Origin of the sequence: Nitrobacter sp. NHB1 (assembly GCF_036964665.1) — a bacterium.
Lineage (GTDB): Bacteria > Pseudomonadota > Alphaproteobacteria > Rhizobiales > Xanthobacteraceae > Nitrobacter.
The window spans coordinates 1,494,986-1,511,617 of record NZ_JBAMDA010000001.1 but is presented as its reverse complement, the minus strand read 5'-3'; the positions used below and the strand labels follow the sequence as shown (position 1 = coordinate 1,511,617).

Sequence of the window (16,632 nt, the reverse complement as noted above, 5' to 3'; positions counted from 1 at the left end):
CTACTCCGCTGACGCGCCGACCGGCGGTCCGCCGGGCGGGCGATGCAGGAAGGTGATGGTCGCGAACGCGCCGAGCCAGGAGCCGATCGCGGCGAAGACCACATAGACCCAGTTCTCGGTATAGCTGATGACCGCGAAGGACGAGAGCAGGTACCAGACGCTGCTCCAGGTCGCCGCCGGCACGCGCCGTCGCGCCACCACGGCCGAGGTGAACATCACATAGACGGCATCGGTCGCCGCGGTGGCCAGTACGACACCCGCAGCGGTCAAAGGATCAATGGGGGACATGACGACTCCTTGCATTCAGCGCGCAAATCATGGACGAGACGGACGCCGCCTGTCACGCGCCGCGCCGGCCGGCCCGTGTGGCGTGATGGCTTTTCCGACGCTGGCAGTTGCCGGCAGCGGATGGCAAACATTAACGCGCCGGTATGCCTTTTGCGGGAAATCAGGGTTGCGGCCGGCGGACGATACCGTCCGCTATCTCTACCCGGCCCAGCGTGCCATTTTCCCCTCATCGACCGCCTCGCGTCGGAAAATGAGAGCGCTGCCGGAACCTGTTTCGTATTTCTCGCGGCGGGTGCAATAACTCCCACTCGGACCATTCACGGAGAACCACTAGGATGAGCGATGCAGAGCACGGCAAATCTGTCGGAGCGGCGGACCTGCGGGCAGCCGCGGCCCGACTCGCCGGCCGGGTGATCCGCACGCCCCTGGTTCATTCGCGCACGCTGTCCGATATCACCGGCGCCGAGGTCTGGCTCAAGCTGGAAAATCAGCAGTTCGTCGCCTCTTTCAAGGAGCGCGGCGCCGCCAACAAGCTGCTCACGCTGTCACCTGAGGAGGCGCGGCGCGGCGTCATCGCCATGTCCGCCGGCAACCACGCTCAGGGCGTCGCCTATCACGCCCATAACCTCGGGATCGCCGCCACGATCGTGATGCCGAAATCAACGCCCTTCGTGAAGGTGTCGCGAACCAGGCAGCTCGGGGCGCGGGTACGGCTTGAGGGCGAGATTCTGGCGGAATCCGCCGCCTTCGCCCGGCAACTGGCCGCGGACGAAAATCTTGTCTTTGTCCACCCCTACAACGATCCGGCCGTTATCGCCGGGCAGGGCACGGTGGCGCTTGAGATGCTGGAAGATCAGCCGACGCTCGACTGCATCCTCACGCCAGTCGGTGGCGGGGGGCTGGTCGCGGGATGCGCGATCGCGGCGGCGAACCACGCGTCGGCGGTCGAGGTGATCGGCGTCGAGGTGGAGTCCTACGCCGCTGTGGCGCAGCATCTCGCCGGGCGTCCGATCTCGGTCGGCGGCGCGACCATTGCCGAAGGAATTGCGGTGCGCGACGTCGGTTCGCTGCCGCTGGCGATCCTGCGCGAGTACGGCATCGAGGTGATGACGGTGGCGGAGCGTCTGATCGAGAAGGCCGTCATCCAGATGCTGGAGATCGAGAAGACCGTGACGGAAGGCGCGGGCGCGGCGGCGCTCGCGGCGCTGATGAGCGATCCGGGCCGGTTTGTCGGCCGCAAGGTCGGCTTGATCGTGTCCGGCGGCAACATCGACACGCGCACGCTCGCCAACGTGCTGATGCGGGGGCTGGTGCGCGACGGCCGGCTGATCGATCTTGTGGTGGAGATCTCCGATAAACCGGGCGCGCTCGCTGAACTCGCCTGCATCATCGCCGAGCTTCGCGGCAATATCGTCGAGGTGCAGCATCAGCGTCTGTTCAGCGCGCTGTCCGCCAATATGACCGAAGTCGAACTGGTGATCGAGGCGCAGGACACGGCGCACGGCAGCGCCATCGTCGCCGGTCTGGAAGCAAAAGGCGTGAGAGCGCGCCGCCGCGATCGGCTGGTGCTGTCACGGGATTGACGATCCTAAGGAAGCTCTGCACAACTTGGCGACTATGGCACTCTTCGATCATTGATTCGGGGAGGCGCTCGGATGGGCCAGCTGAGTTTCGCGTCGCTCGATTATGCGGCCAAGAAGAAGCGCACGAAGCGAGATGTGTTTTTGGCTGAGATGGCAGGCGTGGTGCCTTGGGTCGCGCTCGAAGCTTTGATCGAGCCGCATTATCCCAAGGCGGGTCCGAGTGGCGGTCGGCGACCATTTCCATTGGCGGTGATGCTACGGATTTATTGCTTGCAGCAGTGGTACAACCTCTCTGATCCCGGCGCGGAAGAAGTGCTTTACGACATTTGCTCGATGCGCACGTTCGCGGGTCTGGAGCTCGGACGCGACACCATCCCCGATGAGACGACCATCTTGAACTTCCGGCATCTGCTGGAGCGTCACGAGTTGACGAAGGCGATATTCGTCGCGATTGCAGAGTTTCTGGAGATTCGCGGTGCTCTGCTGCGTGGCGGCACCATCATCGACGCGACGCTGATCGCGGCATCGCCATCGACGAAGAACAAGGCACAGAAGCGCGACCCCGAGATGCGCTCATCGAAGAAGGGCAACCAGTGGTCCTTTGGCATGAAGGCCCACATCGGTGTCGATGCGACAAGCGGGCTCGTGCACACCGCGGGCGTGACCACAGGCAGTGTGCATGACGCCAAGGTCATGGACAATCTGATCCGCGAGGATGATCGTGCGGTGTATGGCGACAAGGGATATGCCAACGACCGCAAACAACGACAGGCGGAAGCAGCGGGTGTTCTGTGGGCCGTGAAGGCGAAAGCGAAGCCCGGACGCCCGCTGTCGATATCGCAACGCCGGCGCAATCGCCGCTTCGGAAAAATCCGCGCCAAGGTCGAGCACGTGTTCCGGGTGATGAAATACCAGTTCGGCTATCGCAAGGTTCGCTATCGCGGCATCGCCAAAAACGGCGCACAGGTCTTCGCGTTGCTCGCGCTCACAAACCTATTCCTTGCCCGCAGGACACTTGCGTCCGCTTGACAAAGTCGCCGGGCGAATGCCGCCCGCGGCAGGTGTAAACAAAGGACCCTTCACCGCCAACGCAAACCTGTTGCGACTACTTCAGAAAAAGTGACGTTGCTCAGAGGTTCCCTAACGTGGCGAGGTCGGTCGCCAGCGGATCGGGGATCACCAGCGCGTCGGCGGCGGGATTGGGCGCGAACAGTCCGCCGTTGTAACCCCAGATGTTCAGCGGACCGCTGCCTTCATCGACGGCCCGGAACAGGCCCTGGAAATTGTGCCACAATGGCTTCGGGACGTAGCGGCTGATTTCCTTGGCCGCGCCGTCGAGCAGGCGATCTGGCAACAAGTCGGTGCGCTGCGCGAAGGCGATGAACAGGATGCGGTCGAGAATCGTCTGCGCCAGTTCGATCGCCGTCAGCATCGGATGCTTCGGTCCGTCGGCCGCATCCGTGAGAAAGGATATCAGCCGGTCGCGCAGTTCCTTGTAGCTCGTGTAGAGCTTTCCGGTGATGTCCTTGTAGGCGCTTTCGGTTGCGCGCAGCAGCGCTTCGGTCGCGCCGCCGAGCAGCCGGTCGGCCGACAGCAGCAGAAACAGGCGTTCAAGCTCCTTCTCGTCGTCGAGCTTGTCCAAAAAAAACTGTTCGAAAGCATCGCGGCCTTTGCCGAAGCCATACAACCTGATTTCGACGCAGTTCGATACCAGTACCCACTTCGAGCCGGGCGCGTCGATCGCGTAGTCCCACGCCTGCTGCACCGGGCTGCGGCCCCGGCCGGGCATGATGGCGTCAAGATCAGTGGTGCCCGGCCCCTTGAGTTCGAACGGCGCGACGATTTCATCGTTACGGCCTTCGACACCAAACTTGCCGAGCGCGACATCGACCGCGCCCCGGCGAATCGGATGCTCGAACGCCAGCGAATAGCCGCCCTCCGATTCAAACTTTCGATAGCCGAGAATTTCGCCAAGGACCTTGTCGAAGAACAGCGGGCGAACCGAGGTCTCTTTTTCCTTGGCAAACTTTTTCGCTTGCGCATTTTTCGCGTAGCTTTTGGCGGCAGCAACTTGTTGGGGCGTGAAATCGAATGTGTGGGTTTTGAGCGCGTCAGCAACGACCTTGTAGTTCAGTAACGGCACCCGGAGCGTGCGCGGCACAGCGGCGCGGCCGGCTCGTCCCCCGCGATCGCCGTCCCCCACTTCGATGCCTGCCGCCGCGAAAAGGTCCATTGCCGCCAGATTAGGAAATTCGGGCAGGGCAGTCGATGGTTCACGGCCGTAACTCACAGCCCAGACAAGCGGTCGAACCGAACGATGTGCTTTTGACGGTCTGCGGCGGGCGATCCCGCGCTTTCCCTACCGCTGCGGCGCGGACGGGATCGCCGCAGGCGGCATCAGAGGCGCGGGCGCGGCGGCAGGCGCGGGCAGCGTAAGCGGCGGCAGCGGCTCGCCCGTCACGTCGCTGCCATCGGCGCCGTTGAGATGCAATTCGGCTTCGACCGCGGGCAGCGCGGCGTCCGCCATCGCGGCATGGCCCTCGGCGGTCGGGTGGATCGCGCCGCCGTACACCGCCGAGAGTAGGCCCCATGTCGCATCGTGGATGTCGGACGGTTGCATCGAGGACGGCAGCGCCTGCGGATAGGTCATCGCCGTGAAGTAGCTGTCGTCGGCGTCGCGGATCCAGCGTGCGCGCGGCAGATAGGCGCGGAAGTCGCTCGCCGGACGGCCGCAAGTCAGAGGCTGCTGCGGCGCCGCCACGATGTCGCTGACGAAGCTGTCGCCTTTGGCCGAGAAACAGGCACGATCGAATTCGGGATCGCTGCCGGAGCGCGCGCAAAACCCGTGATCGGCGAACGCGGCCTGATGCGCCTCGACGAAGGTCATGCGGTCGCTGCCGGGATCGCGGCAGATCACGCCGGATTGACAGAGCGCGATGGCCTTCAGCCGCGGCAGGAATTCGTTCTGGACGTAACTCGTGACCTCGGCGAGCCGCTTGGGGTCGGCATTGAACGACGGATGCACGTCGAAACCGGCCTTGCCGCCGGCGCAGGGCGTGCCGCCGTTGGCCAACGCCGGGTTGGCGTAGGAGACGAACACCACGCGCGACAGGTCGTTGCCCACCAGCGGCTTCAATGCGGCGCGGAGCTTGCCGAAGGCTTGCGGCAGGTCGCGCACGAGACTCGACCGGGAATCCTCGACCGATTCGATCAGGCCGCCGCGCTTGAACAGCGCCCGCTCGAGCGGCGCGTCGACGATGACGTCGGACACGAGGCCGGAGAAATCGATGTCGTTGGCGCCGACGGTCAGCAGCACGAGATCGAGCTTGCGGTCCGGCTGGCGGCGCTTCGCAGTCGAGAGCGCCTCGCGCAGTTCGGCGATCTGGCCGTTGACAGTGCCCTGACACTTGGCCGAGGACTTCGCGGTCAGGCATTCGCGCGCGCGCTGCGAACCCAGCATCCCGTCGGGAATGGTCGCGCCGGTGCAGGCGAGCGGCAGGTAGGTCACGGCGATGTGCGGATAGCGCACCGCGAGCGCAAGCGCGGTGCGGGTCTGGTAGCTGTAGAGCGAGCGATGGCAGGCTGCGTTCAGCCACAGCGCGCCGTAGCGCTGCCAGGTCTGGAGCGAGCCGGAGGTGCCGCAGGCGCGGCCGCCCTTGTAGCCGGCGCGGCTCGGCCGGTAATATTCGCTCGCCGGGCCGCCGAGATAGGAGCGGAAGCAGAAGCCTTCGTCCGACAGCGCGATGGCGCGATCCGGGTTGCCTTCGCCCGAGGCGATGGAGTCGCCCAGGCCGGCGATGAGGATGTCGCGCACCTTGATCTGGGTGACGAGGCGCTGCGGCGCGCCGGCCCCGCTCGACACATCGACGGTGGCGACGGTGGCGCGGCCGTAGCGGGCGCGGAAGTCGATCGGCTCGGCGCAGTCCTGCGCCGTGGTGCGCGGGCCGTCGCCGTCGTCGAACGACCAGGCGCAGATGGCGCCGACCGGGATCGCGCCGGTCAGGCGCACGGTGACCGGATGCTCCGTCGGCGTCAGGTAGCTTTCCTTGACGTTGTCGCGGGTGCAGGGCTCGCTGACGTGGCCGCCGAGGTCGATACAGAGACGGTTCACGGCATTGCGGGCCCAGCCGCGGCCGTCGCTTTGCAGTTCCAGCGTCTGCTCGGCGGCGAGAATGCTCTGGTTGCGCTCGGTGGCGACGTGGATCTGGAAGTCGCGCTCCTCGCGGAACAGCCGGAAACGGTTGCGGACCTCCCACGAAATCTCCATTCCGCTGGCGGCTTGATCCTGGATCGTTGGGGCCGGGCCTAACGGGGCGGCGGGGACACCGGAAGCGGGCTGCGCGGCGGCTCGCTGCGCGGCGAGCACGCTGAGCAATATCAGGACAATCCGGACGAGGGAGGAGGCGTGAGCGCGGGCCATGAAGGGTTTTGACGCGATAGTTTTGGCGGAAATAAGAGGGTTTGCCGGACCGACCCGAGATGAAGGGAATGTGAGCGAAAGATAATCGATCATGGACGGTGAAGCTGCGTCGCGGCGGTCGGATCGCGCACCGGCCGGCTCAGTTTTGCGAGACCCGCGTCTTGACCGCGCGCGGTGGTGGCGGGATCGTCTCTGGAGCACTGTCGCTATCGTTGTTGCTATCGTGATTGCTGTCGTTGCCGTTGGTCAGACGGCGGTGCTGCCAGGGCCGCACCACGTTGAGCCAGAGTTCGCGTGTGCCCATGATGGTGATGGCGACGGCGAAGGGAATCACGAAATAGAGTACGCGGTACACCAAAAGCGTCGCCAGCAACTCCTCCTTGCCGAACTGCGGCAAGGCCACCAGCATCGCCGCGTCGAACACGCCAAGGCTCCCCGGCGCATGGCTGGCAAAGCCGAGCAGGGTGGCCAGAATAAAGACCACCGACACCGAGACGAAGTCGATCGCCGGCGTCGTGGGCATCAGCAGGTATATCGCCGAAGCGCAGAAGCCCAGATCGACGACGCCGATCAGGATCTGCACGAAGGTCAGCGGCGCCGACGGCATCACGACCTTCCAGCCGTTCTGCCCGAGTTCGCGACGGTTGCGGCCGGTCATGATCCAGGCGAGATAGATCGCGATGCCCGCGAGGCAGCCAAACGCGATCAGGCGATTGATGGACGGCGGCAGCAGGTCCATCGCGCTCGCGGCCCACGGGTGCCAGGCCATGCCGAGGCCGAGCACGAACAGGTTGCCGAGCCAGAACGTCAGCCCGGAGATGAAGCAGACCTTGGCGACGTCGATCGCGTTGAGTCCATGGTCCGAATAGATACGGAAACGGATCGCGCCGCCGGTGAAGACGGTGGCGCCGACGTTGTGGCCGATGGTGTAGCTCGTGAAGGCGGCCAGCGCGGCGACGCGATAGGGGATGTGATCCTTGCCGATCGTCCGCACCGCGAAGAAGTCGTAGAAGGTCAGGGTGCAGAACGCGCCGACCACGCAAAGCGCGGCCAGGGCGATCTGGTGCGGCGACTTCTCGGTCAACGCGATCAGGATGACGCCGGTATCGACGCCTTTGAGGGTGTGGATGAGAGTCGTGATCGCGAAAGCGATAATGACGAAGCTCGCAACAACGCCCAGCCGTTTCCAGCCGATCCGTTCCTTGAAGCCGCGCCGGAGCGCGGTCAGCAGCCGATGCATTCGTCCTCCCGAAAGGGTCACGACACGTTTCGAGCCGGTTGGGGAGAGGGATGGCAAGCGGCTGTTCTGTCTCTCATACGCGAAAAATCCAAAGGACAAAACGGCGCGTAGGCCAGGTTTCGGACAAGGGCGGCATTATGCTTGGAACGCGATCTGCGCCTCCACCGATCGAAAAACCATCAGAATCATGAAGAAATGCACCCGCCGCGGCGTTGATTCCGCGCGACGATCGTCGGGGTGCATATAGGCATAAAATATCCCGTATTCCATGGTCGATTTGAGGCTCTTTGCCGGGGCAGGTCAAAGCCAGGACGACCTGTTTATGTATCAGTTACATGACATTAGCTTATTACGCCGGGAAACAATTCGTGAAGGCGTCGCCGGCGATCTCTCGGCTGCGCCTCGGCGCCACGAGGGCCGGGCACGACGGGAGTCGTGACTCGTCAGGTCTTGTGTAGCGCGAAGTGCGCGCCGCAAAAAGCCATCGCCGTACCGAGGCCGAGCACGGCGAGCCCGTCCACGAGGCCTGCGACCGTGGGCACGGCGCTCGGCGCCGAGGCGGCCTGTCCCGCACCCGCCAGAAACAGCACGGCGACGGCGATCAGGAACTGCCGCAGCCGTTGCTGAATACGGCCGGACGGCGCGCTGTGCATCAGCGTCGCGACAAAATAGCTGCCGGAGAAGCCGGCCGTTGCGACCAGCCACCATGCGATCGCGGCGCCCGCCGGCATGAAATCTTTGGAGTCGGCATGCCAGAGGCCGCCGAGATCGAGGCCGATCTGCGCGCCCAGCATGTGCACGGCAAGCGCAAGCAATATGCCGGACACCATCGCGCCGCCGAGAATCAAGTGGCGCGGAAAATAAGCCGTTTCAGCCATAAGGGATTTGTAGGATAGAACCCGCACCGCGAGCAAGAGAACGCCCGTTGTGCGAAGGATGCCGATCGTGTCGCCGCCCGAGATGCCGCCGCCAGCTCCCGGCTACGCCTACAGGGCGTCGCTGATCGGATCGGCACATCGGTTCACGCTGGAGGATGACGGGATATCCTGGCAGGCCGGCCGCAGATCCGGGAGATGGCGTTACGCGGACATCGCTGGGTTGCGGATGTCGTACCGGCCGATGTCGATGCAATCGCGGCGATTTCGCACCGAGATCGACCATCGCGGCGGCGGCTGCATCGTCGTGATGTCCACCACCTGGCAGACGCTGGCGCTGATGGCCGCGCAGGACAAGGATTACCGCGCTTTCATTGTCGAATTGCATCAGCGGCTCGCCGAGCATGGCGCGCGCGCTTCGCTCGTCGCCGGCCTGAACCCTGCGCTTTATTTTGCCGGCGCAGGCGTGCTGGCGTTGCTGTCGGTGGCGATGGCCGCTCTGCTGGTGCGGGCGCTGGTTACCGGCGAGTGGGCGGGCGCGCTGTTCATCGTCGGACTGTCGGCGCTGTTCGGATGGCAGATCGGCGGTTTCATGCGTCGCAACAGGCCGCGCGCCTACACCTTCGATGCGCTGCCGCAGGAGTTGCTGCCGTAGATCGACGCTTTCGCTGCGCGCTCAATGCCGCACCACCAGCACCGAACACTTGGCGTAGCGCACCACATGACTGGCGTTGGAGCCGAGAAAGTAGGTCTTCATCGCCGGGCGATGCGAGGCCATCACGATCAGATCGGCTTTGATCGCCTGCGCTTCCTCCAGAATCTCGTGATAGATGCTGCCCTGCCGCACCACGCTGGACATGCGCGCCGGCTCGATCCCGACCTCGCTTGCGACGATCGCCAGCGCTTCCTCCGACGACTGGCGCTGCTGCACGCCGAAATCCGCCGGCAAGTATTCCGCGAGCATCACCGGCGTCATCTGCAGCACGTTCAGCAGCCTGATGGTTCCGTTCGAGGTTTGCGACAACGATACGGCGGTTGCAATCGCGGGTTTGGCGAGATCGGTGTCGGACAGATCGATCGGCACGAGAATGGATTTGAACATCGGCGGCCTCCCTCATGCTCAGGCCCCCGCGCCGCATTATGTCTTCTGCAGGTTTTTTTTGACCGGGGGCCGCTTGCAAGTGCTGTGCACGGAGCAGGTATATCATGAAAAGCGAAGGGCGTCGGGCGAACGGCCGCGCTGTCAGGCCTCCTTCAGCAGTTTTGGGCTGACGAACTGCGCGAGCTGTCCGTTCCCAAATGCAAGGCGATCCCAGCTCTCGACGGCAAAGTCGATCACCACAAGTCCCGACGTCGGCAGGTTGTGGGCCAGCGTCGCCCGCCCCGTTGTGTCGCCGCGGCCGATCAGGCCGAGCGCGAGTTCGTGCAGGCAGGGATTGTGCCCGACGATCATCAGACGTTCGGGATCCTCGGCTGCGAGGGAACGAATGATCGCCAATAGCTGCACCGGCTCGGCGCCGTAAAGATCCGGCAGATGCGCGGCAAGCTCCCGAGGCGCCCCATCTGAAAGAGGCACCTTGTCTGAAATCTGTTGCTGGACGATATCCCAGGTCTCGCGCGCCCGCACCGCGGTCGAGATCAACGCCAGATCGGGCAGCAGGGATCGTTGTCCGGCAAGCCAGGCGCCGAGTTCGGCGGCGTCCTGACGGCCGCGCGCGGCGAGCGGGCGGTCCCGATCGCGGCCGCTGGGTGAGGTGCTCTCAGCTTTGGCGTGTCGAAGCAGCAACAGGCGGCGCATGACGCAGTCTCTATTCGGCGTTAGCAGGACGTTGAAAGCTCTTGCTGTCATTCCCGAAGCCGCGCAGCGGCTGTCGGGAATCCAGTAACACGAAGAGTATCTGTGAATACCGGATTCCGGGTTCGTCGCTTCACGACGCCCCGGAATGACGGCAAGAGCTTTTCAACATCCTATACATGGACAGAGAACGGGGGGCACAGGTATCAATCCTGCGGATCAATCTACAACCTTGCACGGGACGAGGTGACAAGGCTAGTGGAGAGAACCATAGGGAAACGCGATGACTTCGGAGAGCATGGCTGCGGCTGCTGGTTCCGGCGACACGGCGTCCGCCGCCGCACCGCCGCAACGCGCGCCACTGACCGTCGATCTCGATGTCGATATCTGCGTGGTGGGCGCCGGCCTGGCCGGCCTCACCGTGGCGCTGGAGGCCGCGCGGACGGGCGCGAGCGTCGTCGTCCTCGAAGGGCGCCATGTCGGCTGGAATGCATCCGGCCATCATCTCGGCACGGTGATGCCGGGCTACGCGCTGCCGCTTGGCGATCTGATCGCGCGGGTCGGTTTCGATGACGCGTGGGAACTCTGGTCGCTGTCGCAGCAGGGCGCGGACTATGTTCGCGCCCATGCCGCCGAAAATGTCATTCCCGGCCTTGCGCTGAGCGAAGGCGCAATCGAGGTCTCCAATGTAGATGCTGGCGACCGGCTGATCGGCCATTTGCAGATGCTCAGCGAGGATTTTGCGACCGAGGTGGAGGGCTGGCAGATCGATCGCGTCCGCGACACCTTACGCACCGGCCGGTATTTTCACGCGGTGCATTATCCGCGAGCGTTCCAGATCGACGGGCGCAAATACGTTCACGGCCTCGCGGAGCTTGCCCGCAACGCCGGCGCGCGCATCTTCGAGGAGACGCCCGTGGTCAGCATCGACCCGTACGGGATTCGAAAGCGCATCGTGACGCCGCGGGCGCGGCTGCGGGCATCCCAGGTCGTGCTTGCGGGCAATGTCTATCTCGGCGAAGCGTTGCGGCGATTGTCCGATACGTTGCTGCCGGTCTGGCGCCATGCCGCCGTTACTGTGCCGCTGGGGGCACGGCTCGCGGAGGCGATGACATTTCAGGGCTCCGTCATCGACACCGACGGCATCGATCATTTCCGGATCGTCGATGGCGACAGGCTGATGTGGGCCGGTCCGGAAACCACCTGGGAGGCGCGGCCGGAGCGCCATGCCGGGGCGATCCGCAGGCGCATCCGCACCATCTTCCCGCAACTCGGCACGGTCGAGATAGCGAAGGTTTTCTCCGGCGCGATCGGGCAGACCGTGCATGGTATGCCTCAGATCGGCCGGTTGCTGCCCGGACTGTGGGTCGCGAGCGGCTTCGGCCGGCAGGGATTGAACACCTCGGCGATGGCGGGGCAACTGATCGTCAGCGGCATGGTGGAAGGCGATGACCGCTGGCGGCTGTTTTCGCCGTTCGAACTGGTATGGGCCGGCGGCACCACCGGGCGCGCCGCCGGCTACGCCATCGGCATGGCCGCGCGGGCGCGCTCCGCCGCCGCCGGCATGCTGGCGCGCTATCGCGAGCAAGCGCGCATCAGGGCGCGGGCGCGCGAGGTCAGGCTCGTCGAGGCCAATCGTCAGGCGGAGAGGGAGTAGAAGTGCTTCCGGGAACCGCCGATATCGCAGCAATGTGAGCGAATCCCGCCAGATCGGTGTAACCTCGGGGCAGGTTGCTGCGTATCTTTGCTGGAAACCCGCCTTGATTGCCAAGGAGACCGCCATGATCGACCGCCGTTTCCTGCTCGCATCCGCCGCCGGCCTCGCTGGCCTGTTCGGATTCCGCTGGCTGCGCGGCGAGCCCGCCCGCGCGACCGGGACCAAGGCCGCGCCAAAGTTCGAGATCGAAAAGACCGATGCCGAATGGCGCGCTCAGTTGACGCCCGCACAATATAATATCCTGCGTAAGGAAGGCACCGAGCCGCCTTTCAGCAGTCCGCTGCTCAAGGAGCATCGCAAGGGCACATTCGCCTGTGCCGGTTGCGACCTGCCGCTCTATTCGTCCGAGACGAAATTCGAAAGCGGCACCGGCTGGCCGAGCTTCTGGAAGCCGCTCGACAACGCGGTCGGCGAAACCAGGGACACCACCTTCGGCATGGCCCGCACCGAAATCCACTGCCGCCGCTGCGGCGGCCATCTCGGCCATGTCTTCGACGACGGCCCGAAGCCGACGGGCCTGCGCTACTGCATGGACGGGCTGGCGCTCGTCTTCCATCCGGCGGCGCCGTCGGCGACTTAGCCCGGTTTTCGATGCTACGGAATCAATCCAAACTCCAGCGTCATGCGCGGGCTTGACCCGCGCATCCATCTTCTCTCGGAAATGATGGATTGCCGGGTCAAGCCCGGCAATGACGGATAATCGAGATATTTCGTTCAAGCGTGAAAAAAACGCTCCAGAAACAGACGCGCTTTCTTCCCGTGAACCGGCTACCATTTCGCGCGAAATCGCCGTGAAATCCCCGGCAAGAGTTGCCCTGTCAGGCAAGAATGCCCCGGCTCCCGCGCCGGAGCCTTACCCTAACATTCTGAAATAACTAGCCTTTGCCGTTGGCATGGGGCTTGCGATGTCGTTTTTCGACCGCGGCTGTGGTTTTGGTTGATCTCCGGCAGGCCGCCCGGATCGAGTTGGAGACGATGTTATGGGTATTTTCGACGCCTTGAATACGTCGGTCGGCGGTTTGCAGGCGCAGTCCTTCGCGCTGCAAAACATCTCCGGCAACATCGCCAATGCCCAGACCACAGGCTACAAGGGCATTACCACCGCCTTCAGCGATCTGATCCCCGATTCGACCTCCCCGAATCGTCAGGTCGCCGGCGGCGTGACGGCCTACGCGACGGCAACCATCTCCAGCCAGGGAACGGTGTCGGCCTCGACGGTCGGCACTTACATGGCGATCACCGGCGACGGCTTCTTCAACGTCCAGGCGCCGACGGGGAAGGTTGACAACCAGCCGCAGTTTTCCGGCGTGACCTACTACACGCGGCGCGGCGATTTCCAGGTCGACGCAAACGGCAACCTGGTCAACAGCGCCGGCTACTACCTGATGGGCGTGGCGGTCGATCCCAAGACCGGCAACCCGCTCGGCAATGTGCCGAAGGTGTTGCAGTTCCAGAACAACTTCGTCCCCGCGCAGGCCACGACGACGCTGCAATACGCCGCCAATCTTCCGGCCGTGCCGACGACGCTGTCGAGCCCGACCGCGACCGCCGGCACCATCACCGCGGCCGGCGGGTTGAATCCGTCGGACTTCACCACGAACTTCAATCCTCTTGTGGTTGGCACGCCGGCACCGCCCCATACCGACAATAGCACCTCCGGCTCGCCGGCCATGAACCAGCTGACGCCGCCGCTCGCGATCACCAGCGCGACAAAGCTGTCCGGCACCGCGCCGAGCGACTCGCTTCCGGGGGGCTTCGCTGTCAACGACACCATCGTGGTTGACAGCCAGACAATTACTTTCACCGCGGCCGGCGTCGGCCTGCAGGACGCGACCCATGTGCGCATCGACGACACCGTCGGCGATCTGCTGGGCAAGATCGGCGCGATCACCGGGCAGGCTCCGACGATCGATGCGAGCACCGGCGCGATCACGTTGCACACCGGCACGGCGCAAGACCTCTCGGTGACGAGCGCGTCCGCCGGCTGGACTTCGATGGGCTTCGGTGCGACGACCAACATCGCGCGCGGCGGCGGCGGCACGCCCGGCGCCGGCGTCGTGATCGCCAACGACCAGACCATCTTCCAGCAGGAATCGATCAGCGGCGGCGCCGTGACAGTTTACGATTCGACCGGCACCGCGGTGAACCTGCAACTGCGCTGGGCCAAGACCGACAGCGCCTCGCTCGGCGCCGGCCACGCCGACACCTGGAACATGTTCTATCAGGCCAATCCGAACGCCACCGGCACGCAGCCGGCGTGGATCAACGTCGGCACCAATTTCACCTTCGGCACCAACGGCCAGCTATCGAGTCCGGTCGGCTCGTCCATCACCATTCCCAGCGTCAGCGTCGGCACCCAGTCGCTCGGCAACCTCACGCTGAATCTCGGCACCGGCGGTCTGACCCAGTATGCCAGCAGCGGTGGCAACGCCACCATCAACGCGATCAACCAGAACGGCTATGCCGCCGGCCAGTTGCAGTCGGTCGCCGTCAACAATGACGGCATCGTGGTCGGCACCTTCTCGAACGGGCAGAACCTCTCCCTCGCGCAGGTGTCGCTATCGCATTTCAACGGCACCAACTACCTCAAGGCGCTCGACGGCGGTGCCTATGCGGTGACCGACGAGTCGGGACCTGCGATCGCCGGCGCGGCAGGGCACATCAACGGCTCGTCGCTCGAAGGCTCCAACACCGATATCGCCGACGAGTTCACCAAGCTGATCGTGACGCAGCAGGCTTACTCGGCGAACACCAAGGTCATCACCACCGCGAACAGCATGGTTCAGGATCTCTTGAACGTGCTGCGCTAGTCGCGCCGCGGATTGATCCGGTTTTGAGGCGGGCAAAAAGATGAGTTTGAGTTCGGCCCTCTCCATCGCGATGTCCGGCCTGCGCGCCAATCAGGCCGCGCTGTCGATCGTCTCCGGCAATGTCGCCAACGCCAACACGCCGGGCTACGTCGCGCAGACGCTGGTGCAGGACCAGATCGTGACCGGCAGCACCGGCTCGGGCGTCCGCGTCATCGGCGTCGACCGCACACTCGATACATACGTCCAGTCGCAGTTGCGGACCGAAAACGCCGGCGGTGCCTATGCCGACCAGATCGCCAACGTGCTTGGTCAGTTGCAGAATGTCTATGGCACGCCGGGCAACGACGGCACGCTGGAAAACGCGCTCAACAATTTTACCTCTGCATTGCAGGCGCTGTCGGCAAGTTCGGGCAACACGGCGGCGCAGTCCTCGGTGCTGAATGCCGCGCAGGCGCTGGCGCAACAGCTCAACGCCACCACCAGCGGCATCCAGACGCTGCGCTCCAACGCCGAACAGGATCTCTCGGTGTCGGTCTCGCAGGCCAATGGCGCGATGGCCCAGATCGCCCAGATCAATCAGAAGCTTCAGGGCATGAGCGCCCAGGACCCGGCCGCCGCGACGCTGATGGATCAGCGCGACAGTGCGATCGACCAGCTCTCAAGGTTGATGGACATCCGCGCGGTCACCGACGGCACCAATCAGACGTCGGTGTTCACCACGTCGGGCATTCAGCTCGTCGGCGGGGTGCAGGCGTCCACACTGTCGTTCAACGCGCAGTCCTCGCTCACGGCGAGTTCGCAGTGGAGCGCCGATCCGAGCAAATCGAGTGTCGGCACCATCATGTGCCAGCTTCCGAACGGCGCCAAGATCGACATGATCGCCTCGCAAGGCATCAACTCCGGCCAGATTGCCGCCGACGTCCAGTTGCGCGACAAGACGCTGGTGCAGGCGCAGAACCAGGTCGACCAGATGGCGGCGACGCTGGCCAGCGCGCTGTCCGATGTCACGACCGGCGGCACGCCGGTGGCCGGACCGCCGTCTGGCTTCGACACCGATCTGTCGAACGTGCTGCCGGGCAACTCGTTCAACGTCACCTACACCGACTCCGGCAACGTCTCGCATACCGTCACGGTCGTACGGGTGGACGATTCGACCGCGCTGCCGATTCCGAACACGGCGGCAAATCCGAACGACAAGGTGATCGGCATCAATTTCTCGGGCGGGCTCGCCTCGATCGTGTCGCAACTGAACACGCAAGTAGGCGGGTCGGCGCATCTGACGTTCTCCACGGCCGGATCGCAGTTGCGCGTCACCGGTTCGGGCGCTTCGACCGTGACCGCGGCCTCGACCACGACGACCACGCAGTCGCTGGCCTCGGGCAATCCGCAACTGCCGTTCTTCACCGACCGCGCCTCGCTCTATACCGGCGCGATCACGGGTACCGCGTCGCAGATCACGGGACTGGCCGGCCGCATCCAGGTCAACGCCGCGCTGCTCGCCGATCCCTCCAAGCTCACGGTCTACAGCACCTCGCCGGTGACGCCGGCCGGCGACACCACGCGCTCCGATTTCCTCTACGACCAGTTGACGTCGGCGACCTATAGCTACGCGCCGAACACCGGGCTTGGCGCGGCGGCGGCTCCGTTCAAGGGCACGCTGCCGTCGTTCCTGCAGCAATTCGTCAGCATGCAGAGCAGCGCCGCGACCACCGCGAAGCAGGTGGCGCAGGGCCAGGACGTCGTCGTCAACACGTTGCAGGAGAAGTTCAACGCCAAGGCGGGCGTGAACATCGACACCGAAATGACCAATCTGATTGCGCTGCAAAATTCCTACGCAGCAAACGCGCATGTGATGTCGGTGGTGCAGAGCATGATGCAGACGCTGCTGCAGGCGCAGTTGTAAG

14 protein-coding genes are annotated in these 16,632 nt (G+C 64.5%); 7 read left to right on the top strand and 7 right to left on the bottom strand.

The genetic code is table 11. The features are described from left to right. A complete protein-coding gene (locus V4R08_RS07115; protein WP_335578705.1) occupies positions 1-288 on the bottom strand; it encodes a hypothetical protein in 288 nt (95 codons plus the stop codon). Between the two features lie 335 nt (positions 289-623). Here V4R08_RS07115 and V4R08_RS07110 point away from each other — a divergent pair, with 335 nt between their 5' ends. Further along, entirely contained in the window at positions 624-1,871 is a 1,248-nt protein-coding gene (locus V4R08_RS07110) for a threonine ammonia-lyase (protein ID WP_335578704.1), read from the top strand. Positions 1,872-1,943: 72 nt separating this feature from the next. Next, complete coding sequence (locus tag V4R08_RS07105; RefSeq protein ID WP_335577796.1) at positions 1,944-2,900, top strand: IS5 family transposase; 957 nt, start codon at positions 1,944-1,946, stop codon at positions 2,898-2,900. A 100-nt stretch (positions 2,901-3,000) separates the two neighbouring features. Here V4R08_RS07105 and V4R08_RS07100 read toward each other — a convergent pair whose 3' ends face one another. From V4R08_RS07100 to V4R08_RS07085, 4 genes are all read right to left on the bottom strand, one after another. Continuing rightward, positions 3,001-4,104, bottom strand: coding sequence for a hypothetical protein (locus V4R08_RS07100; protein WP_335578703.1), 1,104 nt, complete (start codon positions 4,102-4,104; stop codon positions 3,001-3,003). A gap of 126 nt (positions 4,105-4,230) precedes the next feature. After that, the gene (locus V4R08_RS07095) at positions 4,231-6,291 is read right to left on the bottom strand and encodes an SGNH/GDSL hydrolase family protein (protein WP_335578702.1); all 2,061 of its coding nucleotides are present in this window, start codon (positions 6,289-6,291) and stop codon (positions 4,231-4,233) included. A 139-nt stretch (positions 6,292-6,430) separates the two neighbouring features. After that, complete coding sequence (locus V4R08_RS07090; protein ID WP_335578701.1) at positions 6,431-7,531, bottom strand: putative bifunctional lysylphosphatidylglycerol flippase/synthetase; 1,101 nt, start codon at positions 7,529-7,531, stop codon at positions 6,431-6,433. Positions 7,532-7,974: 443 nt separating this feature from the next. Then, on the bottom strand, positions 7,975-8,409 hold the full coding sequence (locus V4R08_RS07085) for a hypothetical protein (RefSeq protein ID WP_335578700.1): 435 nt from the start codon (positions 8,407-8,409) through the stop codon (positions 7,975-7,977). 58 nt (positions 8,410-8,467) lie between these two features. Between V4R08_RS07085 and V4R08_RS07080 the strand changes: the two genes are divergently transcribed. Continuing rightward, the gene (locus V4R08_RS07080; RefSeq protein WP_335578699.1) at positions 8,468-9,061 is read left to right on the top strand and encodes a hypothetical protein; all 594 of its coding nucleotides are present in this window, start codon (positions 8,468-8,470) and stop codon (positions 9,059-9,061) included. A 21-nt stretch (positions 9,062-9,082) separates the two neighbouring features. On the opposite strand, the gene V4R08_RS07075 is transcribed toward V4R08_RS07080, so the two are convergent. Further along, entirely contained in the window at positions 9,083-9,508 is a 426-nt protein-coding gene (locus tag V4R08_RS07075; RefSeq protein ID WP_335578698.1) for a universal stress protein, read from the bottom strand. Between the two features lie 141 nt (positions 9,509-9,649). Continuing rightward, positions 9,650-10,204, bottom strand: a complete 555-nt coding sequence (locus V4R08_RS07070) for a SixA phosphatase family protein (RefSeq protein WP_335578697.1) — start codon at positions 10,202-10,204, stop codon at positions 9,650-9,652. Positions 10,205-10,499: 295 nt separating this feature from the next. On the opposite strand from V4R08_RS07070, the gene V4R08_RS07065 reads away from it, so the two are divergent. The 4 genes from V4R08_RS07065 to flgK all read left to right on the top strand — a co-directional run bounded on the left by V4R08_RS07065 (position 10,500) and on the right by flgK (position 16,631). After that, positions 10,500-11,858 carry an NAD(P)/FAD-dependent oxidoreductase gene (locus V4R08_RS07065; protein ID WP_335578696.1) on the top strand — a complete coding sequence of 453 codons (1,359 nt, stop codon included), beginning with the start codon at positions 10,500-10,502 and terminating at the stop codon, positions 11,856-11,858. 124 nt (positions 11,859-11,982) lie between these two features. Further along, positions 11,983-12,498 (top strand): peptide-methionine (R)-S-oxide reductase MsrB, encoded by a 516-nt coding sequence (msrB, locus tag V4R08_RS07060; RefSeq protein ID WP_335578695.1) that lies wholly within the window; start codon positions 11,983-11,985, stop codon positions 12,496-12,498. 400 nt (positions 12,499-12,898) lie between these two features. After that, positions 12,899-14,728, top strand: a complete 1,830-nt coding sequence (locus tag V4R08_RS07055; RefSeq protein WP_335578694.1) for a flagellar hook-basal body complex protein — start codon at positions 12,899-12,901, stop codon at positions 14,726-14,728. A 40-nt stretch (positions 14,729-14,768) separates the two neighbouring features. After that, positions 14,769-16,631, top strand: a complete 1,863-nt coding sequence (flgK, locus tag V4R08_RS07050) for a flagellar hook-associated protein FlgK (protein ID WP_335578693.1) — start codon at positions 14,769-14,771, stop codon at positions 16,629-16,631. The last annotated feature ends 1 nt before the right edge of the window (position 16,632 follow it).